The organism is Pseudochrobactrum albidum (assembly GCF_051851455.1).
Lineage (GTDB): Bacteria > Pseudomonadota > Alphaproteobacteria > Rhizobiales > Rhizobiaceae > Pseudochrobactrum.
This window is the reverse complement of the sequence record NZ_JBPVTR010000020.1, coordinates 245,098-271,217: the sequence shown is the minus strand read 5'-3', so window position 1 is coordinate 271,217 and position 26,120 is coordinate 245,098. Positions and strand designations below refer to the sequence as shown.

Here is a 26,120-nt window from a genome sequence, read left to right as displayed (position 1 = left end):
TTATCAATCTGATCATAGGCACGGAAATCACCAAAGAACTTGGTGATAGCAGCTGTCAACGAGGTCTTACCATGGTCAACGTGACCGATAGTGCCGATATTGACGTGCGGTTTGGTACGTTCAAATTTGCTCTTTGCCATCGCTGTCGCTCTCTTTCACCACAACGCTAAAACTAAACGCGCTGCAACAATTTTAATTGCCATATAACCAATCCCGTAGGCTATTGCCACAGGATATTATATAGTAGAACTAAAGCCCCGCACCGTCTCCGGACCGGAACTCTTCAACTCGCTTCCGGCTTAAGCTTTATTCAAAGCCCGCCAAGTTACTACACGCCATACCGCTCTGAAAATAAACTGGAGCGGGTAGCGGGAATCGAACCCGCGTATTCAGCTTGGAAGGCTGCTGCTCTACCATTGAGCTATACCCGCGCACTCATAAACTCCTGCTCTGGCAGTGGTGGAGGAGGTTGGTTTCGAACCAACGTAGGCTAAGCCAGCGGATTTACAGTCCGCCCCCTTTAACCACTCGGGCACTCCTCCGGAAACTCACTGCAAGCAGAGTTGAGCGACTAGGCATTCCATTCACTGCAACCCCGTAGCCTTTGGCTCGTTTGTCACTGTGAACGAGGCGGGTTATGCCGATAACACCCTGATAAGTCAACAGGTCTTTTCGAAAAAAATGCACAAAATTTTTGTCACCTGTCATTCATCCACAATATCAGCCATTTCGGGGCAGCAGTTTTTTAACAGGATACGGCGCTGCTTAAAAAATTTCATCCGCCAATGAGGGAAACATGCTACCGCGCAACCATGAAAACCGGTATAAAAAGCCCATGAAAGATAAAAAATCGCCACCGGACGCATCCGGCCCCTCCTCCGGCAGCCCTAAAGATTCGCATTATGCGCGTCTGCGGCGCCAGTTTCGTGATCATAAATCAGGCGGCAATCAGCAATCTGGTGCCACGCGGCAATTTTCCAGAGGCAAGCCTGTCAAAGGCATAGCTCCGGAAAATGGTACTGTGCGCCTTTACGGATTGCACACGGTAAAAGCAGCCATTGAAAACCCGCGCCGGCAGATTTTACGCATGATGGTGACAAAAAATGCATTATCCCGCCTTGAACTGGATGATGCAACGCTTGCCCGCCTTGCGCCGGAAATTGCAGAGCCGCGCGATATTGATGCCTTAACCGGTTCTGAGGCCGTACATCAGGGCGTCATGATTGAAGCCGCACCGTTAAAACCACGCAAATTGCACGATCTTCAGCAAGGAAAACTGATTCTGATTCTGGATCAGGTTACAGATCCGCATAATGTCGGCGCCATTTTGCGTTCAGCCGTAGCTTTTGGCGCGGATGCGCTGATTACCACTTCGCGTCACAGCCCGATGGAATCAGGCGTATTGGCCAAATCAGCCTCCGGCGCATTGGAAATGATTGATCAGATCGAAGTGCGCAATCTCGCCGAGGCGATTCTTGAGCTGCATGAACTGGGCTATATGACAATAGGCCTTGATTCTGAAGGCCCGCTGGAAATGGAACAAACACTCAAAGGTGAAAAAATTGCCTTGGTGCTGGGTGCTGAGGGTAAAGGTCTGCGCCAGAAAACCCGCGAAACAGTGAGCGCCTTGGCACGGCTTGATATGCCGGGCGCAATTAAATCGCTCAATGTCTCCAATGCTGCGGCAATCTCCCTTTATGCGGCACAGCGTTTTCTGGCCAGATAACGCGCCTGCCGCCGCAAACCGGCAAAATGCCCGCACCATAAAGATCAGGCTTTTAAAAATAATTGCGGAGTATCTGTAACGATACTCCGTTTCTTTATGAGGCTATCAATTATGCTAGCCGCATTTTTACAAAATGCATAAAACACTCAGGCCGTTGCGATATAATGTTTGATCTCTTCAGCTTCCTGCTCAGCCTGCTCAATACGGCGTTTAACAACGTCACCGATTGATATAATACCTGCCAGCTCGCCTGCATCATCCACAACAGGCAAATGGCGAAAACGATGGCGCGTCATCATTTCCATCACATAATGCACCGTATCCTGTGGCTTGCAATGCAACACCTTGGTGGTCATGGCTTTTAAAACGGGCATTTGCAGTGCCTGCACGCCATGATTGGCACAGGCCCGCACAATATCGCGCTCGGAGAGAATTCCGGTAAATTTGCCCTGCCCGTCTTTTACCAGCAATGCACCAATACGGTGTTTGGAAAGCTGCCTTGCCGCAGTTTCCAGGCTGTCTTCTGCTCTGACAGTAAAAACTGTGCTGCCCTTTTGTTCCAGAATCGCCCTTACAGTCATTATCTCCTCCCGCAGAGCATCTCCTGTTCAAATTATTTTAATTTAAGAAATACCCTGACCAATTGTTTTTGATAATCCCGATCACAGGATAACACATAAATATATAAAGCCATAAGGGATATGTATCAGGCATGCATGTCCGGAATAAACCGGAAAATTCCGGCCGGTCTTTAACCGCGGCGGCGCAATAATAAGGCGATACCAAAAAATCCGGCAGCAAAACCGCCTATATGCGCTTCCCACGCAATTCCCGAAACGCCACCAGGTGCTACCGAATAAAGCCCTGTCACCACATTGATAATCATCCAGAAACCGACAAATATCAGCACGCTGCGGTTTTGCAATGTCTGTGCAATTGAAAGTATCGGCCCGCCAAAAGCAGGAATCTGCCGGCCGCTTTCATTATAATATATCACGCGACGAAAACCGAAGCGTGCCGCAGCTCCCATCATGCCCGATATAGCACCTGATGCCCCCACCAATGGAATATTGCTCTGCGGATGCAGGGCAAAATGGGTAAAAGCAGCGATAATAGCTGTAACACCCCAGAAAATCAGAAAGATTTTGGTGCCTGTGCGCCCCGCCAGCGGCGAGCCGAATGCCGCAAGCCACACACAATTTACCGCCAGATGCGCAAAACCGCCATGCATGAAAGAATAGCTCAGTGCCGTAAACCATGCAGAAGGATCTGAAAAACCGTTGCCAAGGCTGAAACGCGCCGGAATAAAAGCCAGATTGACCAGCATCCAGATATATTGCGAAACGCTGACCAGATAAGTTTGAATCACATAAACCGCTGCACATAGCCCGATCAGTGCCACCACCACCGGCGGCATATTAAAAACAGGCTGAGATTGTTGCTGCCTTGGCCTCGGATACGTTTCATAATCCGGATTCTGCATTCTTTCCTCTTATTATTTTGCCATCACGCACCGAAAAGGACGCAAATTTCATATTCCCGTCATAATTATAATGCTGGCAGAAAATCAACATCTCCTGTGTGGGCGGCTATTAAGGCAAAATCAAGTGCAAAACCATGCAGGAAACGGCTGAAACGGAAGCAAAGCATTAACCATAAATTTTATTGTTCGTGGATGTTATCGCCGCGAACATGGCTTGTTTACATTCATCTGCGCATATTACCACACATGCACAAGGCATGGCCGGTACATATGTAACAAGCCTATAGCTGCAGATGCGGCAGAGAGTATGAAATATCGCCATAGCGGTTTTTTTAAAAAAGCCGGGCACAGGTTTTTGGAAGACAAAAGCCATTATTCTGCCGTAACTCAGGCGTCTGGCATTTGCGATGCCCAAAAGTGCGAAGCGGTTTTGCGTGCATAACTGCACAAGAACACAGCATAATGAGGATAATAGTCAGATCATGAAACATGATTGGACAACTGATCTGCTCACTTATTGGGACAAGTTGCGCGGCAGCCGCGCAGCACCGGATCGGTGTGACATCAGCCCTCGTGCACTTGGCAGCAAATTGCCCAATATTTTTATTCTGCGCAGCGGTGATGAACAGGCGCTGTCATCAGCCTCAGCCGCGCATATGCCCGATATTCCCCCTGCCCGCCAATGGCAGTTCCGCCTTGCGGGCACCCGCCTTTGCACATTTTACGGGCGGGAATTGCGTAATATGCGCTTTCTCTCGCTCTGGCATGATGATATCCGCCCATGGCTTGCTGAACAACTGCATCTCTCAGGGCTGGATTATCGCCCGCTGCGGCTGGAGCATACCGGCATAACACTTGCTGAAAAGACCTGTCATTTTGAAACCCTGCTGCTCCCGCTGCATGAGGCGGACGGAACACTGGCATGGATCGGCAGCATGATTCCGCTGGAACAACCGCTCTGGCTTGGCAGTGAACCCCTGATCAGCAATCTTATCGGCCTTGAAACACAAGAAGATCATATCAATTCGCGGGCAGGCTCACAGGAAGCGGGAATAAAATCCGTCTTGCAGATATTGCTGGAGCGCCATCATGACTTTGTGCCGCAACAAGCAGCCGTGGCTACGAAGGCAAATATGACCGCCCGGGCAAATATGGCAGCACAGGAAGAAAACACACTGCAGACAACACTCTGCCAAACCCGGGATAATCCGCGCCCTGCAGCAACAGGCAGCGCCAATATTCCCGTTGCGGATACGGCCTTTTCCCGTGCATTGCTGCCCCAGCTTGGTGCATTAATGCCGCCGGCGCATCCGGCAGGGCGTCAGCAGGCGTCAGAACCGGCGGCCTCTGTCAGCACTTCCCACACGGGCGGGCACAATCCGGCAATGCCATTAACTGTTGCCGATCTCATCCGCAGCATTCATGAAGCCAAGCCTCAGGCTGAAACCGCCCGCCAACAACGCAAACCTGCGCATTTAACGCTTATAAGCGGCGGCAAGGATAAAGCCTGAACCGGTGGCAATATTATATCCGGTCATTCACTTTTTAAAATGCTCAAGATCAGCGCCGGTGTTCTGCGTGTAAAAGCTGTTCAAGACAGCCATTTCTGCGCCAATATCAGGCTCAGCATCGGCTCAAGCCGGTAATTTTTTGATTTTTCAAAACAAAACACACCGATTGCACGTTTTTTATCAACAGAAGCCTTTTATAGTTATCAAAGGCTGAATGATCAGCACCATAATTATTAAGCGTTACAAAATATTCAGGTAAATATAAGCTTTACAATGCATAGCGCCCTGATACCGGCTGTTAACCAGCGCCTGTGCAAAACCATGCATTTTCAACCCTCGATTAACCGCAACACTTTCTGTTAACCGCAAGATTTCACAAAATGGCAATGGAAGTGAATTTTGTGTTCAATAAGTCTTGATTTTCATTAAATCACTGATTTTACAAGCAGTTAAGGTTTATGAAAACACACATCTTCATTTACTTTGTCTTATTCATATCCCTTTGCAACCCGTCAATATCTCACTGCCATTGTGCCCTCAACAAGGAGCGTCACAATGTATAACAAGACAGCACATAAAAAGAGCGCCAATGGCACAACAGCTCACAAGAAGCTGGCCATTGCGCTTTTGCTGCTTACAACAACATTTTTTAGCACCGCCCCGGCCTCTTTTGCCGAACAGGCTGCCGATCCGTGGATGAAGACGACAGGTCGCACAACCCAACCCGTCGGGCATTATGATTTCTGCAAAATCTATAAAAATGAATGTAACCAGATCAGCCTCACACAAAACCCGCTCAGATTGACACAGCCCGTATGGGCAAAAATCCAGCAGGTTAATATGGCCGTCAACACAACCATTGAACCGCGTACAGATATGGAAATATGGGGCAAAGAAGAAGTCTGGTCATATCCGACGCAATATGGTGATTGTGAAGATTACGTTTTGCTCAAGCGCCGTATGCTGATCGAGGCCGGCCTGCCGGTAAACACATTGCTGATCACTGTGGTGCGTCAGCAAAATGGTGAAGGCCATGCCGTGCTGACCATCCGCACAGATCGCGGTGACTTCATTCTCGATAATCTTGAAGATAGTGTAAAACCCTGGCACCAGACCAGCTATACTTTTCTCAAACGCCAATCTGCCCGCCACAGCGGCCAATGGGTTGATATTCGCCATGATCCGCACATGCTGATGAGCAATATTCCCACCTCTGCGCTTGGTAAATAAAAGCCATATTCGCCATACATATAAAAAACGCGGCTTTTCACCCCAAAGCCGCGCTTTTTATCCGTTTTTTAGAACTTTATCCGTTTTTTTAAAACATGGCAGCAAATGTTTTAAGGCGCTATTTCCATACCGCGCCGAAAACGTTGACCATTGGCCACATAGCTTTGGGCAGAAGCGCGCAATTTTTCAATCTCATCATCTGAAAGTTCACGCATTACACGGGCGGGGGAACCGATAATCAACGAATTATCCGGAAATTCCTTGCCCTCTGTTACCAGGGTACCGGCGCCAACCAGCGAGTTTCTGCCGATTTTAGCGCCGTTCAAAATAATCGCTCCAATCCCGATCAGGCTGTTATCACCTATGATACAGCCATGCAGCATGGCGCGGTGACCAATCGTACACCCCTCACCAATTGTCAGCGGAAAACCAATATCCGTATGCAGCACACAATGTTCCTGCACATTGCTGTTTTTACCGATATGGATAAGCTCATTATCACCACGCGCCACCACACCAAACCACAGACCGGCATTTTCACCAAGCCGCACCTTGCCGATCAATGTGGCATCCGGCGCAATCCAGTTGCTTGGCCGATGGTCAAATTGCGGGGCATGGCCGTCAAGAACATAAACAGGCATGGTTATCTCCTTTTAACACAAATTCTGTTGCCCTGCTGATCACCAATAGGCATCCGGCGCGCTGTTGTGCATCACTTCATTCAGGCGGCGCTGCGTGGCTGTTGTTATCCCTTCCGGCAGGGCATCAAGCGGAAAAAACCGCGCCTCTGCAATCTCCTTATCCGGCAGGCGCGGCTTTGCCTGCAAAAACGAACGGCAAACATAAAGCGCCACATGATCGCGATTGGTAACTTGTTGATTTTTATACAAGCCAAAAAGCTGCGGCGGCGCGCTCAATGCAATATTCCCCTCTTCCCGCAGCTCCTTTATCAGCGCTTGTTCAAAGGTTTCGCCGCGCTCCACGCCTCCGCCGGGCAAATGCCAGCCTTTAACATAAGTGTGCCGCACAAGAAAAACCTGTCCGCGCGCCTCATCCAGCACCACTGCGCGCACACCAAGTGTCATCGGGCGGCGCAATAAAAAATAAATATGAAACAACCGGCTTTTAAGTTTCATCAATTGTCTTTACTAAAAATAACAGGCAATAAATCACAGGATATTCCACTCTCAGCCTGTTCTTTGTGAGCTTTTTTGATTGACTATACAAGGCTGAAAGCTAAATCATTCTCCGATGTTCAGACTGGCTCATATTTCAGATATTCATCTGGCGCCCCTTCCGCAGGTGCGCCTGCACGAACTGGCATCCAAGCGTATTACCGGTTATATCAACTGGAAACGCCATCGCAAAAGCGCAATGCATGACCGCGTGCTGGAAAATCTTATTCAGGATATGCAGAGCCGCCAGCCCGATCATATTGCCATAACCGGTGATCTGGTCAATCTCGCACTCAATCTGGAAATTGATAACGGCTATGCATGGCTGCAACAGCTTGGCGCAGCGGAAGATGTTTCCTTTGTGCCCGGCAATCACGATGCCTATGTGCCCGGCGCATTGGACAAAGCCTGCCGCAAATGGGAGCCGTGGATGCGCGGCGATCATATCGACAATCACGGCAAGCGCCCGCAATTTCCCTATATGAGAGAGCGTGATGGCGTGGCAATCATCGGCGTCAGCTCGGCACGTGCCACAGGCCCCTTCATGGCCAGCGGCGATTTTTTGCCCCCGCAGGCTGCACGCCTGAAGCAATTATTGCTTGAAGCCGGTCAAAAAGGCCTGTGCCGTGTGGTTCTTATCCATCATCCGCCGGTGCGCAATGCAACCCCTGCCTATAAACGGCTGTTTGGTATTGCACGCTTTCAAAAAATTATCCGCGAGGCCGGTGCCGAACTCATCCTGCACGGACATACCCATCTGGCTACCTATAATGAAATAACAGGCATAAACGGCACCATTGTGCCGGTCATTTGTGTGCCTTCCGCCAGTCAGGCGCCTTATCCGCAAGGGCAGGAAGGGCATAAACCGCCAGCGCGCTACAATCTTTTTTCCATTGAAAAAACACAGGAGCCGCAAAGCTGGCACTGCCTGTGGCAGCAATACGGCCTTTCCGGCGAAAGCATTCAGATAAAACTGCTTGATGAGCGCATGCTAAAACTTGGCCAAGCCAGACAGATACAGGCTGTCTGACACATTTTATACCGGCAGGGACAGTCTGATTCCATAATAGCGAAATATCAGCGCCAAAGCCGCACATCCCAGAAAAGCCCCCATTAAAAACCAGAAAACACCGCCCCAAAACGGTTCTTTATGCACCTCTGTCTGCAAAGGCGCGGGTTCGGCCTTTTGCCCGTCTTGCTGCGCTTTTGGTTCAGTTATAGCGGTTAGCGGCTCATCCATTTGCCGCTGGCGCTCCAATATCCGCGCGGCAATATAACGGGTTACCGCATCGGCAATCCGGCTTTTATCTGTATCTTCCGCCAAGATCACACGGCCGCAACGGCTATCACGCACAAATTGATAGCTGCGCAAATCCCGGCCAATCATCACAAAAGCACTGGCATCAAGCCAAAGTCGCGGGCGCATCCCCCTCCCCAGGCAAAAATCCCACTGCGCATCATCATCCGGCACAGCATCAAAAACCGGTTGCAATTCCTCCAGCAAAAGTTCAAGGCGAGCAATAGAGGCCACACGTATATCTGTCACACTATCCAGCCGGTCAGCCTCATCCGCCCGCATCTGTCGAATGGCGGCTTTAAGGCGCTCATGTCCGGCAACAGAGTGTTGCGGCATATGATCTGCTCCTTCTGGCTGCACCATGATTTGCTGATTGTCCTTATTCATGCTCACCGCCTTTGCTCAATCCTCCGGTATAATGGCATTAACTTGCATGACGATTTTATGACTATAAAGCTATGAATCATAAAAAAGACCCGAAATCATCTGATTTCGGGTCTTTTTCATTAAATTGCAGCCGGATTTATTTCAAAAGGCGGTTAGCAGCAGAAACAATTGCCGCCAAAGATGAGGTCACAATATTATGGTTAACCCCAACACCAAAGACCGATCCGCCGGGATGGGCAAGCTCCACATAGCTGATGGCAGAAGCATCAGATCCCCGCTGCAAGGAATGTTCTGAATAATCAGCCACAGAAATATGAATGCCGATATGTTTGGACAAGGCATCAATAAAGCCATCCACAGGGCCGGTGCCGCGCCCTTCAATGGTCTTTGTCACACCATTATCAATAATATCAGCCTGCATAATACGCATGGCCTTATTATCCGGATCGGCATAGGTGTGATGATCAACAAATTCCAGACGTGAACCCGGCTGGCTCACATAGGTTTTCTTGAATTCCTCATAAATGCGCTGTGCCTGCAGCTCCTTGCCTTCATCATCCGTAATCTGCTGAATAATCTCGCGGAATTCCACCTGCATTTTACGCGGCAGATTCAGGCCGTAATCCTGCTGCAGAATATAAGCAATGCCGCCCTTGCCCGATTGGGAATTGATGCGGATAATCGCTTCATAAGAGCGTCCCACATCCTGCGGATCAATCGGCAGATAAGGCACTTCCCAAACCGGTGTATTGGCGCCTTTCTTGGCTTTCATCCCCTTATTGATGGCATCCTGATGCGAGCCGGAAAAGGCCGTATAAACCAGTTCGCCCACATAAGGATGACGCTCCGGAATAACCAATTGATTGGAATATTCGTAAACTTCCTTCATGCGGTTGATATCCGAGCAATCCAGCTCCGGATCAATGCCTTGCGTAAACATATTCAGCGCCAGCGTCACAATATCCACATTGCCGGTGCGCTCGCCATTGCCAAACAGAGTGCCCTCCACGCGGTCCGCACCCGCCATCAACCCCAGTTCAGTGGCCGCAATACCGGTGCCGCGGTCATTATGCGGATGCAGCGAGATAATCAGATTTTCGCGATTATCGAGATTGCGGCACATCCATTCAATCTGATCGGCATACACATTCGGCGTATTCATTTCCACGGTGGAAGGCAGGTTGAGGATCAGCTTGTTTTCAGCTGTTGGCCTGATAATTTCTGTCACCGCGTTACAGATTTCCAGCGCCACCTCCAGCTCGGTACCGGTAAAGCTCTCCGGAGAATATTGAAAACGATAGCCGCCGCCGGCCTTGGCAGCCATATCCATAATCATCTTGGCGGCATCGGTGGCAATTTGTTTAATGCCTGCAACATCCTTGCCAAATACCACACGACGCTGCAATTCACTGGTGGAATTATAGAAATGGATAATTGGCGACTTTGCGCCTTCCAGTGCCTCAAAAGTGCGGGTAATCAGCTCCGGACGGCACTGCACCAGCACCTGCAAATCCACATCATCCGGCACATCGCCATGTTCAATCGCCCAGCGGCAGAAATCAAAATCGGTCTGGGAAGCAGATGGAAAGCCAATTTCAATTTCCGGAAATCCCATATCCAGCAACAGGCGGAACATCCGCGCCTTGCGGTCATGCCCCATCGGATCAATCAGCGCCTGATTGCCATCACGCAGATCAACCGAACACCAGATCGGCGCTTTTTCTATCATTTTAGAAGGCCACTGGCGATCATGCAGCACCGTTGTTCTGAATGGTACATATTTTTCAGCGGCAATCGGCATGCCCTTGCGGGAGGATTTTTGTGCGGAAGTCATATTGGTCATCTTTTAAATCTCATCAGCAAAACAGCAGCTTGTTTATATCCTGCTGTAACAGACCCTGTCGTGCAATTCTGAAATGATGTTTACAGCTGCAATAAGGGCGCTATTAAAACGGGTTTTCTGACCGGAGCATGAGTCTGACGGCTCTTTACGACCGCCGGACGCTCCAATCAACGAGCCCGGCGATCGCCGCTAAGGCCGAGGAGAAGTAGAAGCGAGAATTCACGCGCACAGACACCAGCGCCGGTAAAGGCCTGATCTGCTCCAAAGCTCTGACAAGAGCTGATATAGTGATGCGCGTTGTTCATACGGCAAATGCTATACGGCCTGAAATCAACTTGCAAGAGATTTAATCTAAAAACATATTCGCACAACACCAATCAGCCACCCAAAAACGCCGCAAAATAAAATACGGCGTTTTGTTAATGAAATCAGCAGGTTATTTTCACGTCACGCAAAAGGCACTGCGGCAGTTCCCGGGGGCAGCTTGGCCTCATTTTCCGGCTCTACATGAATAACAATACGGCAGTTTTCAAATTTTTCCTGCAAGGCATCTTCAATCCGGTCACAAATAATATGTGAGTCGCCAACCGTCATATCCGCTGCCACCACCAGATGAAATTCAATAAATATCACCCGTCCGGCAATGCGGGTTTTCAGGTCATGTACCTCCAGCGCGCCTTCTGCATTGGTGGAAATAATATCACGGATTTGCATTTCCTCCTGCGGCTCCACGCCCACATCCATCAGCCCCTGAACAGAGGAATTGATAACATGCCAGCCCTGCCAGAGAATATTCAGCGCCACAATCATTGCCAGTAACGGATCAAGAATTGTCCAGCCGGTGATAATGGCAGCAATTAACCCTGCCAGCACGCCTGCAGATGTTATTACATCTGTCATAATATGTTTGCCATCGGCCAACAGTGCGGGAGACTTATGCGCCCGTCCGGTGCGGATCAGCAACCCCGCCCATAACATATTGATAAATGCCGCCAGCAAGTTAATGCCCAGACCAATCCACGGCTCATCCATTGTGCGCGGATGTGCAAACGCATTCCATGCCTCGCGGCAAATCAGCAATGCAGCGACAACAATCAGCACGCCCTCCACCACCGCCGAGAGATATTCCGCTTTATGGTGACCATAGGGATGATTGCCGTCAGCCGGCATAATACTGACACTGATCGCCCACCATGCGCCTACAGAGGCAATCACATTGACAATTGATTCAAGCGCATCAGAATAAAGCGCAACAGAACCGGTCAGAAGATAGGCCAGATATTTAAGCGCCATAACCCCGATGGCCACAGGGATTGTCCAGGCAGCAAGCCGCCGGATTTTTATATTAGCGTCCATATCCAAACCTTTTTAGTTCAATAATAAATGCCGCAGTTCAGGCTCAAATTTTTGATATAAATGCGTTTACAGCAAATATGGCGGCAGAGCCGGTTCCAACCATTCAATCCGCCCATATCCATTCAATATCCTGTCTGTTTTGCAGGTGGTGAATGCACAATAACGGGCACAACGCACATAGCGGCATTCAAAACCACCTTGAAATCAGCCTCTGATCAAGCACAGGCTGTGACTATGCTTTTTAAACCAATTATTGCCAATTCCCAATGCCGGAAACAGAAAACATGCATTTGCAGGCTGTTTTTTGCTCCGGATGCAACTGCTTTCCAGTTAGCGTCAAATCCACATTATATAAATGAATTCAGAGGTTTAAAATAAAGCGTGTTGCAAATCATTTGCATTGATTACTTTAGGTTTTGCCTGCTCGAAACACAAACCCGCATCTTCCGGAAACCCGGGAAAAAGCCGTGAAAAGCTGCGGCTTTAAATATCCTTAAATTTGGGTTATAAGCAGCTTGTAATCATCCACGCATCATCAGCTTGGCTCGCATTATCGGCCCGGATTTTTGTATTCCGGTTCACTTGAACCGGCAATGCTGTGCGCTTCCTGCGTGCTTCACGGCTTTGTCACCACAATCTGCGGCCTTTACCCTGCAAAATTAGCGTAAGGATCAGCGCATTTTTCAGGCGGCAATATGCGTTTTCAGCCATGCCAATGCGGCAATAAAAACAATTCAGCCCCTGCGCCCAATGCGGCGGCGCGCTGACAGAACAGCAACTGAAAGGCTGTTAAGTTAAAATGCAACGTCTTGCACGTTTTAAACAACTAATTTTACGACGCTCTATTCTTGTCACGATTTTCATCGGCCTTTTCGGCATTATTATCGGGCTGTTGTCGGGCTCAAGCGCCGTTATTTTTGATGGTCTGTTTTCCTCCACCGATGCCGTGATGTCGATCCTTGCCTTGTTTGTGGCACGCCTGCTCACCAGTGAAGGCACGCGGCGTTTTCAGCATGGTTTCTGGCATATTGAGCCGCTGGTGCTCGCTTTTAACGGCGTGGTGCTGATCCTGTTTTGCCTTTATGCATTTATCAATGCCGTCAGCACCCTGCTGCATGGCGGATCAGAGCTTAATTTTGACTGGGCAATCATCTATGCAGCCATTGTCTGCATCATCTGTTTTATAATGATGGGCTATCAGCATCGCATCAATAAACGGCTTAAATCCAGCTTCATCCTGCTGGATACACAAAGCTGGCTGATGACAGCCCTGATCACACTGGCCTTGCTGATTGCTTTCAGCGCCGCCTGGCTGTTACAAGGCACAAGCCTTGCACCATGGACAGTTTATACCGATCCGGCCATTTTGCTTTTCCTCTCCGCCGGTCTGGTATTTGTACCGGTGAGAACCGTTGCTGCTGCCTTTCGTGAGATTTTGCTGGTTACGCCGGAGCGTATGGATTTGCGTGTGCGCACAATAATGGATGCCATGAAAATCAAACACGGTTTTAAAAAATATGCCAGCTATGTTGCCAAGGTCGGCCGTGCGCGTTTTATCGAGATCCACATTGTTTTACCCGCAGAATTCCCCATAGCATCCATTGCAACATTGGATGCTATCCGTGAAGAGATTGGCGAGGAGATCGGCGGCGCAGGCCCTCAGCGGTGGATTACTGTGAGCTTTACCGGTGATGAGGCCTGGATATAATCTGAATAAAGATGCCGCAGATTTGCTCTGCGGCATCTTTATCAAGCAGGCATTGAAAACTTACTTTCTCACCAGTTTTGATACCACATTTTCTATCATCTGCATGCCGGCATTGCCGCCAAGTGTCATGATTGATTCAGGGTGAAACTGCACGGCTGCCACCGGCTCGTTTTTATGTTCTATCCCCATAATCACGCCGTCATCTGTCTGCGCCGTGATAATAAAACCTGCCGGCAATGTGGCTTTATCCGCATAAAGCGAATGATAGCGCCCCACCGTCACCTCCTGCCCGAGCCCGTCAAACACCACGCCATTTTCTAATATTTTAATGCGGGATGGCTTGCCATGCATCGGAACATCCAGTTGCTTCAATGAGCCGCCATAGGCCTCTGTCAGTGCCTGCAGGCCAAGACACACGCCAAAAACCGGCAGGTTGCGGCTACGCGCCTTGGCGATTGTGCCCGCACAATCAAAATCCTTGGGCGTACCGGGGCCTGGCGACAAAACCACCAGATCAGGTTTAACGCGGTCAAAAATCTCATCGCTCACCGGCGAGCGCACTGTTGCAACATTGGCGCCGGTCTGGCGAAAATAATTGGCAAGCGTATGCACAAAGGAATCTTCGTGATCCACCAGCAAAACAGAAATTCCGTTTTCCGTTTTCATCGCCTGTGCCTTCTCTTTTTGCGCCGGCCTGATATGCGCCTCGCGGATCGCTGTCAGCATGGCCGAGGCTTTCAGTTCGGTTTCTGCTTCTTCTTCCTGCGGATTTGAATCATATAGCAATGTTGCCCCTGCCCGCACCTGCGCCACACCATCCTTGATGCGGATGGTGCGCAAGGTCAGGCCGGTATTCATATCACCGTTAAAATGCACCATGCCGATTGCGCCGCCATACCATGCACGCGGGCTGCGCTCATTTTCCTCAATAAAGCGCATAGCCCATAATTTGGGCGCACCTGTTACCGTTACCGCCCATGCATGGCTTAAAAACCCGTCAAAAGCATCCATCCCGTCACGCAGACGGCCTTCAATATGATCCACCGTGTGGATCAGACGGGAATACATTTCGATCTGGCGGCGGCCGATCACCCGCACCGATCCCGGCTCGCAGACGCGGCTTTTATCATTGCGGTCCACATCGGAACACATAGTGAGTTCAGATTCATCTTTTTTGGAATTGAGCAATTTCAAAATCTGTTCGGAATCAGAAATCGCGTCTTCACCGCGTTTGATCGTGCCGGAGATCGGGCAGGTTTCAATGCGCCGCCCGTTCACACGCACAAACATTTCCGGTGATGCGCCAATAAGATATTCCTGTTCGCCCAGATTAATAAAGAAAGAATAAGGCGATGGATTAATGCTCTTCAGTTTGCGGGAAATAGCTGATGGCTGATTTTCGCATTTTTCATAGAAAATCTGCCCCGGCACCACTTCAAAAAGATCGCCGCAGCGAAAGCTCGCCTTGGCACGCTCAACCAAAGCGGCATATTCGCCTTTCTGGTGATCGCCTCTGGCCGCCAGTGTTTTCGCAGCCTTAAAAATATCTGCCGGCGTTTCTCGCTGCAAATCATCTGTTTTTTTATTGCCAACCTGAAAATCATAGGCATCAATCCAGGCCTTGGCGGAATAATGGTCAACAACCAGAATTTCATCCGGCAAAAACAGCACAAGATCACGCTGATCTTCCGGACGCTTCAATTTATAGGTAATTGGTTCAAACTGGAAAGCAAGGTCATAGCCAAAAGCACCATAGAGGCCAAGATTGCTGTCATCTTCTGAATAGAACAGGGCAACAATTGCGCGCAGCACCGTAAAGACCGATGGCATACGCGAGCGTTCTTCCTCCATATATTGGCGCGCCGGTTCGGCAATTTTCAGAGTGAGCGCAGCATCCGTCTCGCCGGTAACAGCCACATCCTGCAGCGCATTAACCGCAGGCAAAACCGCACCAAGCAAAATCCGGCCGCGCTCATTCAGCGCCTCAATGCGCATATTGCGCCCTTTGGACGTGATCACCAGCGGCGGATCAATAATGGCCGTATCCCAGCGCGTATAGCGCCCCGGATATTCATAATTGGAAGAGAAAACCGCGCCGCGCCGTGTATCCAGCGCATCAATACATGTATCAATCGCGGTTTTATAATCCGCCGGACGGCGGCACCTGCTGATTATTACGCCGCCTTGCGTCCTGTATGTCTGCTGTTCGTGCTCGCCAGCCTTTGCCATAATCGCCCTGCTCCTGTTATTGCGTCCCCTATAGCGCCAAATGGCTGGTTTCGCACCCATATTTCACCAGTTTGCCGGTGGCTCCCTGTATTTTTCATTCATATTCCGTCCGGCTTAAGCCGCAGGCCGGAATATATGGCAGCGCAAACACATAATGCGCCGTGATCAGGTTTTCAGGATTTTACGGGCAGATAATAAAAAAGCCGCCCGGTAAAACCCTGAGCGACCCGAGATGACACTTACACAAATGCCGATAAGGCCGCTAGGAGCGAGCCCACCACCAAATCAGAGATGTAAAGCGCAATGTCATCATGCTGCCAGTGTTAACGCGACTGAGCGCTTGTTGCAACAAAAATTTCACACCGCCTGTGAGCATATAAAAAATTATTCCTATCCTTTAAAAATACAATCTTAAGATGTATTTAAAAATCGTAAACTTTTAAATATATTCGATGGCGCAATTACCCCCGCCGAATTCCGCCCCACCATGTAATCCACCCTGCCCCGCATAAAGCGACACCAGTCAAAAAGCATCTTTCAGCTTCTTCACTGCAAATAATATATATTATAAAAATATAATTATATTACAATCATTTAACAAATAAACTTACACAAGAAAAAGCCCGTATCTGAACCAGATGCGGGCTCCATAATAGCTTTTAAAAAAATTGTCAGGCGGGTTATAAAATCTCTGAATATTTTCCGTCCTGATCTTTATAAGCAATTAATTTAAGAAAAATATTATGCTTAGATCAAATATAACTAGGTAAAATATGCTTTTAAGTACAAGTATAAAGCTACCCTAGGTTGCATGTCTCGTCAACCAAAATCTTTACTGCGAAAATAAAAATGCCGGCCTTTATGTCTCACATAAAAAAGCCGGCATAAAAAATAATAAGTTTTCGGTTTTATTCACCCATTGCAATCAATGAAGCATTACCGCCGGCAGCCGCCGTATTAACCGACACCACCTGCTCCAATGCAAAACGCAGCAGATAATTCGGACCACCCGCCTTGGGGCCTGTGCCGGACAGGCCGGAACCGCCGAATGGTTGCGTGCCCACAACCGCACCGATCGTATTGCGGTTAATATAAATATTACCCACATCCAAACGCTCCACAGCGCGGGCAACAACCGCCTCAATACGGCTATGCATTCCAAAGGTGAGACCATAGCCGGAATTAGCAACCTGATCGAGGACCTTATCAAGATCAGCGGCTTTCCAACGTACCACATGCAGCACCGGCCCAAAAATTTCGCGGGTCAGGTCCGCAGCATTATTCAGTTCAATAATATGAGGCGCAAAGAAATGTCCCGATACAAGCGCACCTTTAGGTGTCTCGCCAACCCTGGTCACTTTTGCCTTGCTCTTCATCTCCTCAACATAGTCATTCAACATGCCGAGCTGTTCGCTATCGATGATCGGGCCGATATCTGTTGTTTCAAGCGCCGGATTGCCAAGCTGCATTTCACGCGCAGCCCCCTCAATCATTTTCAGCATGCCGTCAGCAACATCTTCCTGAAGGTAGAGAATGCGCAAGGCAGAGCAACGCTGGCCGGCAGAGCGGAAGGCAGACATCACCACATCATCCGCCACCTGTTCCGGCAAAGCGGTGGCATCCACAATCATAGCATTCAAACCGCCGGTCTCTGCAATCAACGGCACAATCGGGCCTTTTTTGGCAGCCAATGTGCGATTGATTGCCCATGCCGTATCAGTAGAACCGGTAAAGCACACGCCATCAATGCGTGGATGCGTCGTCAGCGCAGCACCGACAGAACCATCTCCCGGCACATAAAGCACAGTATTTTGCGGTATTCCTGCCTCATGCAGCAAGCGCACAGCCTCATAGGCAATCAACGGGGTTTGTTCTGCAGGCTTGGCAACAACCGCATTGCCTGCAGCAAGTGCAGCGGTAATCTGACCCAGAAAAATCGCCAGCGGAAAATTCCACGGACTGATACACACAAAAACACCGCGGCCACGATAGCGCAGACGGTTATCTTCACCCGTCGGCCCCGGCATAATAGTTTCATTGGCAAAATGGCGGCGGGCTTCTGCGGCGTAATAACGGCAGAAATCAACCGCCTCCCGAATTTCCGCAAGGCCGTCATCCAGTGTTTTACCGGCTTCGCGCGATAAAAGATCAATGAAATGATCGCGGTTTTTCTCCAGAAGATCACCGGCACGCTCCAGCACTGAGGCACGCGTTTCCGCACTCTCGCGCGACCAGATGGCAAAACCCTTGCGAGCGGCTTCAACGGCCTTTGCCGCATCTTCCGCTGTTGCCTCAACAATAGTGCCGACCGGCGAGCCATCTACCGGCGAGAGAACCGGCCTGCCGCTGTTCTTTTTCACAAAACCTGCAAATAATGGCGCCGCATCCACATTTGTGCGCGCTTTAACGACCCCGTCCATAAAGCCCCCCAAAATTGTTCTGTCGCCAAATTCAAGTCCGGCTGAATTGCGACGCTGTCCGTACATATCTGCCGGATAAGGAATATTGGCATTTCGCATGCCCCGGCCATCTTTCAAAATATCTTCCGGACGCTTTAACAGGCTTGCTACCGGCACATTTTCATCACCCACAACCGAAACAAAGGATGAATTGGCGCCATTTTCCAAAAGGCGGCGCACCAGATAGGCCAGCAAATCGCGATAACCGCCCACAGGCGCATAAACACGGCAGGCAATCTTCTCACCGGCTTCCGTGATCTGCCTGAACAGGCTTTCGCCCATGCCGTGCAGGCGCTGGAATTCAAAACCGCTTTTATCCTGCCCCGCCATTTCCAAAATCATTGATACGGTCAGGGCATTATGTCCGGCAAATTGCGGAAAAATATGCTTGCGCTGATCAAGCATATAGCGTGCACAGGCAATATAAGAGGCGTCTGTTGCCGCCTTGCGGGTGAAAACCGGATAATCTTCCAGCCCGCGCTCCTGTGTGCGTTTTATCTCTGTATCCCAGTAAGCGCCTTTCACCAGCCGCACCATCATGCGGCGGCCGGTATTTTCGCACAAAGCCACAATATGTTTGAGCACCGGCAAAGCGCGTTTTTGATAAGCCTGCACAGCCAGACCAAAACCATCCCAGCCGGCAAGGGAAGGATCAGCAAAAACACGGTCAATCAGATCAAGCGACAATTCCAGACGATCTGCCTCTTCCGCATCAATGGTAAAATTAAGATCATAGGATTTGGCCTTTTGCGCCAAGGCCAGAACATCCGGCACCAGTTCACGCATCACCCGCTCATGATGTGTCGCCAGATAACGCGGATGCAATGCAGAAAGTTTAACGGATATGCCCATGCGCTCAGGCAATTTGCCATTACCAGCAGCCTTGCCGATCTCATCAATCGCATCGGAATAGGATTTATAATAACGTTTGGCATCTTCCGCCGTGCGTGCACCCTCACCCAGCATATCAAAAGAATGACGATAGCCTTTTTTCTCCGCCGTTTTTGCACGCTTCAGGGCATCATGAATATTTTCTCCAAGCACAAAATGCGAGCCAAGAAAACGCATGGCCTGCCTCGTGGCACTGCGCACAGTCGGCAATCCGACACGTTTCATCAAAGCCGCCAAAACACCTTCCGGCGTCTCTCCGGGGCGGATCACCTTGGCGGCAAGCCCAAGCCCCCAGGCAGAGGCAGACACAAACCACGTATCGCCCTGCGCACGATGCCCCGACCAATTGCCCTGCTTCAGCTTGTCTTCAATAAGCTTATCCTGCGTGGCGCTGTCCGGCACGCGCAGCAATGCCTCTGCCAGCACCATCAGCGCCAGCCCCTCACGGGTGGAAAGGCCATATTCACGCAAAAAATCTTCAACGCCGCCAATGCCTTTGGCCTGTTTGCGGATATTTTCAATCAGTTCCGTTGCCCGCGCATCAATCCGCCGCCGGGCAGCCTCATCAAATGTCACACCCGCCAGAAGCGAATTGACCAGCGCATCATCCTGCGGCGCATAAGGCGCGGAAAATGGCGGCAGAGGCAAATCAGGCGCTGTTTTATCAGCAGCTCTTTTAGTAATTACGGCAGAAGATACAGTCATGAAAAGGCTCCCCGAAACATGGTTTCCCGCGCCCTACAGCACAGGAGAACATGCATATAGCAATGAATAAGGGCAGGATTGCTGAAGGCTGTTGCAGCAAATAATGCCCGAGAGTCTTGCGACGCGTTTTTAACTGTATATTTTATCTCAAATAGTTTATCTCACCAATTAAATTGCAATATTTAGTGATTATCACTATAAAAACCGGATTTTTGGATAAAATGAAGCCAATTGACACTATGGATAAAAAGATCCTCCGCGCCTTGCAGGAGGACGGCAGGCTTACCAATGCCGAACTGGCCGAAAAAATCAGCCTGTCACAGACCGCAACAGCCGAGCGTGTCAAGCGCCTGACCCGTGATGGCTATGTACTCGGCTATACTGCAAAATTATCGCCCAAAATGCTCAATCGCTCGATGCTGGTTTTTGTGGAAATCAAGCTTGACCGCACCACGCCGGATGTCTTTGAAACCTTTGCTGAGGCCACACGCAAAAATCCGGTGGTGATGGAATGCCATATGGTGGCCGGCGGTTTTGACTATCTCGTCAAGGCCCGCGTGGCAGATATGGAGCAATATCGCCGTTTCCTCGCCGATTCCCTTCTCTCACTGCCCGGCGTGCGTGAGACCCACACCTATCCGGTGATGGAAGAGGTAAAAGAAACCTCAGCAATCGGCATTTAAAATCATAAACTTCAAAATATACGGCGATATGTGAATCCATTTCCAAGCATATCGCCGCAAATTATTGTTTTATAATATTTTTATGCTGCCCTGTCCCAGGGCTCAAACGGATCATAAAGCGCCGTCCATTCATCGGGAGCAAAATTTTGCGCTTCTACAAGGCAGGCATCAAGTGCTGCCCGAATGGCTTGCTCATCCATATATTCCGTACCGATAAAAACCAGTTCCTGCCGCCTGTCACCCCAGAACGGATCAAGATAAGGCTGCATGGATTTACGCCATGCCTCATCCTCCGGCCAATATTGTTTTGGAATAGAAGCCCACCACAGCCCCCGTTTTCCCGTTCGCAGCAAGGCTCCGGCCTGGCTCAGCTCCCCCACATAGCGCGGACGTGTCGCCAGCCAGAAAAACCCCTTGGAGCGTATCAATCCTGTCCAGCTTTGTTGTATAAAATCATACAGCTTCGCCGGATCAAACGGGCGGCGCTCACGATAGACAAAAGAGCGGATACCATATTCCTCCGTCTCCGGCACATGATCCTTAAAACCATAGAGCTCTTTAAACCATAATGGATGTTGCTCGGCTTTTTCAAAACTGAACCGGCCGGTATTCATGATTTTTGTCAGCGGCACCTGCCCGAAATCCGCTTCAACCACATCGCAATCCGGATTAAGCGCACGGACAATCTTGTAAATATCCTGCTTTTGCGCAGACGACACTTCGCTGATTTTGTTCAACACCACCACATCAGCAAATTCAATTTGCTCCACCAGCAGATCAACCAGACCGCGCTCATCGCCCTCACCGGCAATCTCGCCGCGGTCACGCAAAAAATCCTGCGAGGCATAGTCACGCAGCAAATTGGCACTGTCCACCACAGTAACCATCGTATCCAGCCGTGCCACATCAGAAAGGCTGAAGCCCTGCTCATCCCGAAATTCAAAAGTGGAGGCCACCGGCAAAGGCTCAGAAATTCCGGTTGATTCAATCAGCAGATAATCAAAACGCCCCTGTCTGGCGAGACTTGTCACTTCCTGCAGCAAATCATCACGCAATGTGCAGCAGATGCAGCCATTGGTAAGCTCCACCAGTTGCTCCTGTGTGCGTGATAAATTGGCGCCGCCGTCGCGCAACAAAGCGGCATCAATATTAACCTCACTCATATCATTGACAATCAGCGCCACACGGCATTGCTCGCGATTATTCAGAATATGATTGAGCAATGTTGTTTTGCCCGCACCCAAAAATCCCCACAGCACCGTAACAGGTAATCTTTGATCCATAACAGCTCCTGAAAATCACACATTGCACCAATGAAACATATAAAAATTGCCGGCCTCACCGGAAAACGACTTGATATGTTATAATATAACGTAATGCAAGTATAATTCAGCCTGCAGGCTGCGGCTTTTATGCCGCATATGGTCATTGTCCTCACCACATATAAAACAGCGACCTGCGCAGATGAATCTCTTCCTGCACAAGCCGCCGTAAATATCTGAAATATATATTATATTGCAGAATAAATTTTCTGTAAATTACAGATCCATATCCAGAATGGCCATAGAAAAATTATAGGACAATTCGCCCTCATCCTCATCCTTATAGATGATGCCTAAAAATTCATCGCCCATATAGACTTCGCAAGAGTCATCCTTGCGCGGACGTGCCTTCACGCTAAGGCTCTGATTATCAAAAGTCCGCTTGAAATAGGCGTCCAGTTTTTTAATTTCTTCGGGTTTCAAACGGATTCTCCTGTCTCAATTTAAAGGGGCTGTCTCATGCGCCCCTGTTGCATGGATGTAAAGAGGCAACATGTCGCTGGTGTATTTTATATTCAGGCAAAACACCGGATATGCTGCCGGAAGATGCAGCACCAATGCCTGCTGTCATGGCAATAGCGCCGGCTTCCTGCTTGCAAAATTATTCAGCAGCATTGATCAGCTGATCCATAGCGCGTGAAGGCTCTGCACAATCACAACTGCCGATAACTCTGGCCGGAACACCGGCAACTGTCACATTCTCCGGAACCGCTTTCAGCACCACTGATCCGGCGGCAATTTTAGAACAGGCGCCCACTGTAATATTGCCGAGGATTTTGGCGCCGGCACCAATCAAAACGCCGGAACCAATCTTAGGATGGCGGTCGCCGCCTGCCTTGCCTGTGCCGCCAAGTGTCACCTCGTGCAAAATCGACACATTATCCGCAATTTCTGCAGTTTCCCCCACCACCAGACCAGTCGCATGGTCAAGAAAAATCCCCGTGCCGAATTTGGCGGCCGGATGAATATCTGTCTGAAAAATTGATGACGAACGGCTTTGCAGATAATAGGCAAAATCTTTGCGCCCCTCTTTCCACAGCCAATGCGCCAGACGATGCGTCTGAATAGCGTGAAAACCCTTCATATAAAGCAGCGGATCGAGAAAGCGGTTTGCCGCCGGATCGCGGTCATAAACCGCCTGCAGATCAATACGCAAAGTCTGCGACCATTCAGGCGAAGCCTTGCTCATGGTTACAAAAGTCTGGCGCAAGAGATCAGCCGCCACATCAGCATGACCCAAACGCTCGGAAATGCGATGCATCACCACATCTTCAAGACTGTTTTGATTAAGCACAGTGGAATGAAGAAACGCTGCAAGCAAAGGCTCCTGCAATGCAGCGGTCTGCGCCTCTGCCCGCACGGAATACCAGATCGGATCCATATGATCGACGACCTTGCTCGCCGGAACAGAACTTTGAGCAGCCATTACATTACTCCTGGCATTACAATATTGTAAATTCGCTTAATGATTATAAGTTCGCTTAACCAATCGGAAACAACAACATATTGAAATACGAATAAAAATTCAAAAAACTGAAGCGAATGAAAATGTTTTATCCGTATTTCCTGCCATTTTTTCCGGCAATCATACCCGCCAGTTTACCCTTCATTACAGAGGATGAAAATCCCCCTGCCGGTTTTAGCTGAGAATCCGTGAGCAAAGCCCGCCGATGTATCATCAGCTTCAGGCTTTATAAGCTCCAGGCTATACCAGCGGATATTTTTTCAGAAATGCCAGCACAGCCTGCTTATAAACCTTATCCCCCACGGCCAGCATATGATCACGCCCCGGAATATCCACCGCAACCGCATTTGGCATAAGATCAGCCAGTTCCTGTCCGTCACCGGCAATATCATCCTTGGTGCCCACAGCAACCAGCGCCGGCTGGTTAATCAGCGCCATAGCCTGTGCCGGTATCAGCTCTTTTGAGGTAATCACACAAGCAGCCAATGCAAAACGATCACTTTTGGTCTGATCGGCAAATTTACGAAACATCAGCCCGCGCGGATGCGTGATACTGCCCGCATCTTCCGCCAGCAATGCCTCATAGATAGGATCCCAATCACCGGCACCTGTTACCATGCCGATCCCCAGCCCGCCAAAAATCACACTATGCACACGCTGCGGATATTCAAGCGCGGCAAAAGCCGTAATCCGCGCGCCCATGGAATAACCCATCACATGAGCCTTATCAATTCCCAGATGATCAAGCAGCGCCACCGCATCAGCCGCCATCATGGAAGGGTAATAAAGCGCGCGATCATGCGGTTTGTCGGAGCGGCCATGGCCGCGATTATCAATTGCAATAGCGCGATAGCCAGCCTCATTCAGCGTCTTGATCCAACCCGGATTAAGCCAATTGACCATGCCGGAAGAGGCAAAGCCGTGAATCAGCAAAACCGGCTCGCCCTGCCCCTCATCCCGATAAGCGAGCTTTAATCCGTCATGTTCAAAATATTGAACCGCATTCACATTCACGACCATTCTTCACTTCCAAAATTCATATTCCGCGCCGCTAAAAACAAGCAGGATTTACCGGTCTATTTAAAGTGCTTATCGGCATTTGCAAACCCCGCACCAAAACCGCGCCCCTCAACAGGCTGATTGCAATGCCCCTTATTCACATTGTCCGCATATTATGCGGTGGCGCACCTTATCACCCGGATTTATGCCAAGCCTTGCAGCCGTGCCCGCATTCACCTCAATCACAAAGGCAACTGGCTCACCGGAGGCAATAATATCTTTGGAGAAAGGTTTTGTATTTTCTGCAATCCGCGCAATTGTGCCATCTTTACGCACAAACAGCATATCCAGCGGCAATGGTGTATTGGCCATCCACATCATCACCGGACGCTCATCATCAAACACAAAAATCATTGCACGATTTGCAGCAAAATCCGTGCGATACATCAGCCCTGCACTGCGCTTCTCATCCGTATCGGCAATCTCAAGCACAAACAGTTTTTTGCCTGAGCCGGTTATGATTTCCAGTTTTTGCGCATCTTCCGGCATAGGCAACGGCACTTGTGCAGCCGCAAAGCCCTGCCCCAAAACCAGCACAGCCGCAATGGCCACAATACAAACTTTCAGAATATCTCCACAAACTTTCAGAATATCTCCGCCGAAAAAACCAAGCCATTGCTTCATCAGATTATCCGTCAATAAAATCTGCAGCCCTCATAGCCGCATGTTTAATTTCTTACCTGCCGGGCAATCAGGGCAATAAAAAAACCGGCCGGCGACCGGTCAACCACGCATATTTCTTATTCGTCAGATATTCATATGAGTCAGAGAACAAACCCCGCACGGCCGGATATTATGAACATGCCCGGATAAGCATCTTCAAATTAGCAAAGCCGGTTAATGTGGCATAGTGAAAGGCGAGCCGATATCCGGATGAATTTCTGCCGCCATCAATCCTTTTTCACCACTGCCAAAACGCACCAGAACCACCTGACCGGGACGCAGTTCCGTCATGCCGAAACGGCGCAGGGTTTCCATATGCACAAAAATATCTTCAGTTCCCTCGCCGCGACTTAAAAAACCAAAGCCTTTGGTACGGTTGAACCATTTAACAATGGCGCGTTCCAGCCCGCTTGACGGGGTAACCACCACATGGGTGCGCGCCGGCGGCAAGGTTGCAGGATGCGCAACATCTGAAAGATCAAGCGATAAAACACGGAAACACTGCCAGCCGCGCTCGCCCTGCCGTATCTCACATACAACACGCGCACCTTCCTGCGCGGTCTGAAAACCATCACGGCGCAAGGTTGTTACATGAACAAGAATATCGCCATAGCCATGGCTTTCGGGCACAATAAACCCGTAACCTTTGGCAACATCAAACCATTTGATAACACCGGCAATCTCAATAATATCCGGCGTTTCAGCGGAGCTGGCACCACCCGCAGTCTCCGGGGACAAAGGCTTGTCGGTCATGCACGCTCCTCCTTTCATCTTCCGGCAAATCAGGTTGATTCTCGCTTCAAAGATAACACTTCCTTAACCATGTCCGGCAAGAGCAAACTTGCATTATTACTGCTTCGGTCACAGACTTTATGTGAACATCTGTAAAAATGTCAGGAAAGTGTTGCCCTTATGCCTGAGTATCAAC

General features: G+C 49.7%; 22 protein-coding genes and 2 tRNA genes. 6 read left to right on the top strand and 18 right to left on the bottom strand.

From position 1 onward, the window contains the following. From ACSTTO_RS05820 to ACSTTO_RS05810, 3 genes are all read right to left on the bottom strand, one after another. The coding region (locus ACSTTO_RS05820; RefSeq protein ID WP_439271153.1) for a GTP-binding protein at window positions 1-140 on the bottom strand (140 nt) is incomplete at its 3' end. A 217-nt stretch (window positions 141-357) separates the two neighbouring features. Continuing rightward, window positions 358-431 (bottom strand) — tRNA-Gly (locus tag ACSTTO_RS05815). Between the two features lie 26 nt (window positions 432-457). Further along, window positions 458-542 (bottom strand) — tRNA-Tyr (locus tag ACSTTO_RS05810). Window positions 543-835: 293 nt separating this feature from the next. Between ACSTTO_RS05810 and ACSTTO_RS05805 the strand changes: the two genes are divergently transcribed. Further along, on the top strand, window positions 836-1,726 hold the full coding sequence (locus ACSTTO_RS05805; RefSeq protein WP_439272177.1) for a TrmH family RNA methyltransferase: 891 nt from the start codon (window positions 836-838) through the stop codon (window positions 1,724-1,726). Between the two features lie 146 nt (window positions 1,727-1,872). Here ACSTTO_RS05805 and ACSTTO_RS05800 read toward each other — a convergent pair whose 3' ends face one another. Further along, window positions 1,873-2,307 carry a CBS domain-containing protein gene (locus ACSTTO_RS05800; protein ID WP_439272176.1) on the bottom strand — a complete coding sequence of 145 codons (435 nt, stop codon included), beginning with the start codon at window positions 2,305-2,307 and terminating at the stop codon, window positions 1,873-1,875. A gap of 170 nt (window positions 2,308-2,477) precedes the next feature. Continuing rightward, window positions 2,478-3,209, bottom strand: coding sequence for a rhomboid family intramembrane serine protease (locus ACSTTO_RS05795; protein ID WP_439272175.1), 732 nt, complete (start codon window positions 3,207-3,209; stop codon window positions 2,478-2,480). A gap of 482 nt (window positions 3,210-3,691) precedes the next feature. Here ACSTTO_RS05795 and ACSTTO_RS05790 point away from each other — a divergent pair, with 482 nt between their 5' ends. Both ACSTTO_RS05790 and ACSTTO_RS05785 read left to right on the top strand, forming a co-directional pair. Then, window positions 3,692-4,720 carry a PAS domain-containing protein gene (locus ACSTTO_RS05790; RefSeq protein ID WP_439272174.1) on the top strand — a complete coding sequence of 343 codons (1,029 nt, stop codon included), beginning with the start codon at window positions 3,692-3,694 and terminating at the stop codon, window positions 4,718-4,720. A gap of 555 nt (window positions 4,721-5,275) precedes the next feature. Continuing rightward, window positions 5,276-5,950: a transglutaminase-like cysteine peptidase gene (locus ACSTTO_RS05785; protein ID WP_439272173.1), complete on the top strand. Its 675-nt coding sequence runs from the start codon at window positions 5,276-5,278 to the stop codon at window positions 5,948-5,950. A 110-nt stretch (window positions 5,951-6,060) separates the two neighbouring features. Here the strand turns inward: ACSTTO_RS05785 and ACSTTO_RS05780 are convergent, their stop codons facing one another. Together ACSTTO_RS05780 and ACSTTO_RS05775 are read right to left on the bottom strand one after the other, a co-directional pair. Then, complete coding sequence (locus tag ACSTTO_RS05780; RefSeq protein WP_439272172.1) at window positions 6,061-6,591, bottom strand: gamma carbonic anhydrase family protein; 531 nt, start codon at window positions 6,589-6,591, stop codon at window positions 6,061-6,063. Between the two features lie 39 nt (window positions 6,592-6,630). Further along, window positions 6,631-7,086, bottom strand: coding sequence for an NUDIX domain-containing protein (locus tag ACSTTO_RS05775; protein WP_439272171.1), 456 nt, complete (start codon window positions 7,084-7,086; stop codon window positions 6,631-6,633). Window positions 7,087-7,201: 115 nt separating this feature from the next. Between ACSTTO_RS05775 and ACSTTO_RS05770 the strand changes: the two genes are divergently transcribed. After that, window positions 7,202-8,155, top strand: coding sequence for a metallophosphoesterase family protein (locus tag ACSTTO_RS05770; RefSeq protein WP_439272170.1), 954 nt, complete (start codon window positions 7,202-7,204; stop codon window positions 8,153-8,155). A gap of 6 nt (window positions 8,156-8,161) precedes the next feature. Here the strand turns inward: ACSTTO_RS05770 and ACSTTO_RS05765 are convergent, their stop codons facing one another. The 3 genes from ACSTTO_RS05765 to ACSTTO_RS05755 form a co-directional block, all read right to left on the bottom strand. Beyond that, the gene (locus ACSTTO_RS05765) at window positions 8,162-8,809 is read right to left on the bottom strand and encodes a hypothetical protein (protein ID WP_439272169.1); all 648 of its coding nucleotides are present in this window, start codon (window positions 8,807-8,809) and stop codon (window positions 8,162-8,164) included. 136 nt (window positions 8,810-8,945) lie between these two features. Continuing rightward, on the bottom strand, window positions 8,946-10,652 hold the full coding sequence (leuA, locus tag ACSTTO_RS05760; RefSeq protein WP_439272168.1) for a 2-isopropylmalate synthase: 1,707 nt from the start codon (window positions 10,650-10,652) through the stop codon (window positions 8,946-8,948). A gap of 447 nt (window positions 10,653-11,099) precedes the next feature. Further along, the gene (locus ACSTTO_RS05755) at window positions 11,100-12,008 is read right to left on the bottom strand and encodes a cation diffusion facilitator family transporter (protein WP_439272167.1); all 909 of its coding nucleotides are present in this window, start codon (window positions 12,006-12,008) and stop codon (window positions 11,100-11,102) included. 799 nt (window positions 12,009-12,807) lie between these two features. Between ACSTTO_RS05755 and ACSTTO_RS05750 the strand changes: the two genes are divergently transcribed. Continuing rightward, window positions 12,808-13,716, top strand: coding sequence for a cation diffusion facilitator family transporter (locus ACSTTO_RS05750; RefSeq protein WP_439272166.1), 909 nt, complete (start codon window positions 12,808-12,810; stop codon window positions 13,714-13,716). Window positions 13,717-13,776: 60 nt separating this feature from the next. On the opposite strand, the gene ACSTTO_RS05745 is transcribed toward ACSTTO_RS05750, so the two are convergent. Both ACSTTO_RS05745 and putA read right to left on the bottom strand, forming a co-directional pair. Beyond that, a complete protein-coding gene (locus ACSTTO_RS05745) occupies window positions 13,777-15,948 on the bottom strand; it encodes an anthranilate synthase (protein ID WP_439272202.1) in 2,172 nt (723 codons plus the stop codon). 905 nt (window positions 15,949-16,853) lie between these two features. Continuing rightward, window positions 16,854-20,000 carry a bifunctional proline dehydrogenase/L-glutamate gamma-semialdehyde dehydrogenase PutA gene (gene putA, locus ACSTTO_RS05740; RefSeq protein WP_439272165.1) on the bottom strand — a complete coding sequence of 1,049 codons (3,147 nt, stop codon included), beginning with the start codon at window positions 19,998-20,000 and terminating at the stop codon, window positions 16,854-16,856. A 221-nt stretch (window positions 20,001-20,221) separates the two neighbouring features. Between putA and ACSTTO_RS05735 the strand changes: the two genes are divergently transcribed. Further along, entirely contained in the window at window positions 20,222-20,683 is a 462-nt protein-coding gene (locus tag ACSTTO_RS05735) for an Lrp/AsnC ligand binding domain-containing protein (protein ID WP_439272164.1), read from the top strand. Window positions 20,684-20,763: 80 nt separating this feature from the next. Here ACSTTO_RS05735 and zigA read toward each other — a convergent pair whose 3' ends face one another. From zigA to ACSTTO_RS05705, 6 genes are all read right to left on the bottom strand, one after another. Further along, complete coding sequence (gene zigA / locus ACSTTO_RS05730; protein ID WP_439272163.1) at window positions 20,764-21,966, bottom strand: zinc metallochaperone GTPase ZigA; 1,203 nt, start codon at window positions 21,964-21,966, stop codon at window positions 20,764-20,766. A gap of 255 nt (window positions 21,967-22,221) precedes the next feature. Beyond that, on the bottom strand, window positions 22,222-22,428 hold the full coding sequence (locus tag ACSTTO_RS05725) for a DUF3126 family protein (protein WP_439272162.1): 207 nt from the start codon (window positions 22,426-22,428) through the stop codon (window positions 22,222-22,224). A 178-nt stretch (window positions 22,429-22,606) separates the two neighbouring features. Next, window positions 22,607-23,431 carry a serine O-acetyltransferase gene (gene cysE / locus ACSTTO_RS05720; RefSeq protein WP_439272161.1) on the bottom strand — a complete coding sequence of 275 codons (825 nt, stop codon included), beginning with the start codon at window positions 23,429-23,431 and terminating at the stop codon, window positions 22,607-22,609. A gap of 279 nt (window positions 23,432-23,710) precedes the next feature. Beyond that, the gene (locus ACSTTO_RS05715; RefSeq protein ID WP_439272160.1) at window positions 23,711-24,490 is read right to left on the bottom strand and encodes an alpha/beta fold hydrolase; all 780 of its coding nucleotides are present in this window, start codon (window positions 24,488-24,490) and stop codon (window positions 23,711-23,713) included. Window positions 24,491-24,622: 132 nt separating this feature from the next. Next, window positions 24,623-25,153, bottom strand: a complete 531-nt coding sequence (locus ACSTTO_RS05710) for a DUF192 domain-containing protein (protein WP_439272159.1) — start codon at window positions 25,151-25,153, stop codon at window positions 24,623-24,625. 213 nt (window positions 25,154-25,366) lie between these two features. Continuing rightward, window positions 25,367-25,945, bottom strand: coding sequence for a cold-shock protein (locus tag ACSTTO_RS05705; protein WP_439272158.1), 579 nt, complete (start codon window positions 25,943-25,945; stop codon window positions 25,367-25,369). Window positions 25,946-26,120: the final 175 nt, after the last annotated feature.

Coding starts and splice junctions, on each gene's coding strand:
- ACSTTO_RS05715 (WP_439272160.1), bottom strand. CDS start 24,490: ATGGTCGTGAATGTGAATGCGGTTCAATATTTTGAACATGACGGATTA.
- ACSTTO_RS05770 (WP_439272170.1), top strand. CDS start 7,202: ATGTTCAGACTGGCTCATATTTCAGATATTCATCTGGCGCCCCTTCCG.
- leuA (WP_439272168.1), bottom strand. CDS start 10,652: ATGACCAATATGACTTCCGCACAAAAATCCTCCCGCAAGGGCATGCCG.
- ACSTTO_RS05780 (WP_439272172.1), bottom strand. CDS start 6,591: ATGCCTGTTTATGTTCTTGACGGCCATGCCCCGCAATTTGACCATCGG.
- ACSTTO_RS05705 (WP_439272158.1), bottom strand. CDS start 25,945: ATGACCGACAAGCCTTTGTCCCCGGAGACTGCGGGTGGTGCCAGCTCC.
- ACSTTO_RS05765 (WP_439272169.1), bottom strand. CDS start 8,809: ATGAATAAGGACAATCAGCAAATCATGGTGCAGCCAGAAGGAGCAGAT.
- ACSTTO_RS05805 (WP_439272177.1), top strand. CDS start 836: ATGAAAGATAAAAAATCGCCACCGGACGCATCCGGCCCCTCCTCCGGC.
- putA (WP_439272165.1), bottom strand. CDS start 20,000: ATGACTGTATCTTCTGCCGTAATTACTAAAAGAGCTGCTGATAAAACA.
- ACSTTO_RS05710 (WP_439272159.1), bottom strand. CDS start 25,153: ATGAAGCAATGGCTTGGTTTTTTCGGCGGAGATATTCTGAAAGTTTGT.
- ACSTTO_RS05785 (WP_439272173.1), top strand. CDS start 5,276: ATGTATAACAAGACAGCACATAAAAAGAGCGCCAATGGCACAACAGCT.
- ACSTTO_RS05750 (WP_439272166.1), top strand. CDS start 12,808: ATGCAACGTCTTGCACGTTTTAAACAACTAATTTTACGACGCTCTATT.
- ACSTTO_RS05790 (WP_439272174.1), top strand. CDS start 3,692: ATGAAACATGATTGGACAACTGATCTGCTCACTTATTGGGACAAGTTG.
- ACSTTO_RS05795 (WP_439272175.1), bottom strand. CDS start 3,209: ATGCAGAATCCGGATTATGAAACGTATCCGAGGCCAAGGCAGCAACAA.
- ACSTTO_RS05800 (WP_439272176.1), bottom strand. CDS start 2,307: ATGACTGTAAGGGCGATTCTGGAACAAAAGGGCAGCACAGTTTTTACT.
- zigA (WP_439272163.1), bottom strand. CDS start 21,966: ATGGATCAAAGATTACCTGTTACGGTGCTGTGGGGATTTTTGGGTGCG.
- ACSTTO_RS05735 (WP_439272164.1), top strand. CDS start 20,222: ATGAAGCCAATTGACACTATGGATAAAAAGATCCTCCGCGCCTTGCAG.
- ACSTTO_RS05775 (WP_439272171.1), bottom strand. CDS start 7,086: ATGAAACTTAAAAGCCGGTTGTTTCATATTTATTTTTTATTGCGCCGC.
- cysE (WP_439272161.1), bottom strand. CDS start 23,431: ATGGCTGCTCAAAGTTCTGTTCCGGCGAGCAAGGTCGTCGATCATATG.
- ACSTTO_RS05755 (WP_439272167.1), bottom strand. CDS start 12,008: ATGGACGCTAATATAAAAATCCGGCGGCTTGCTGCCTGGACAATCCCT.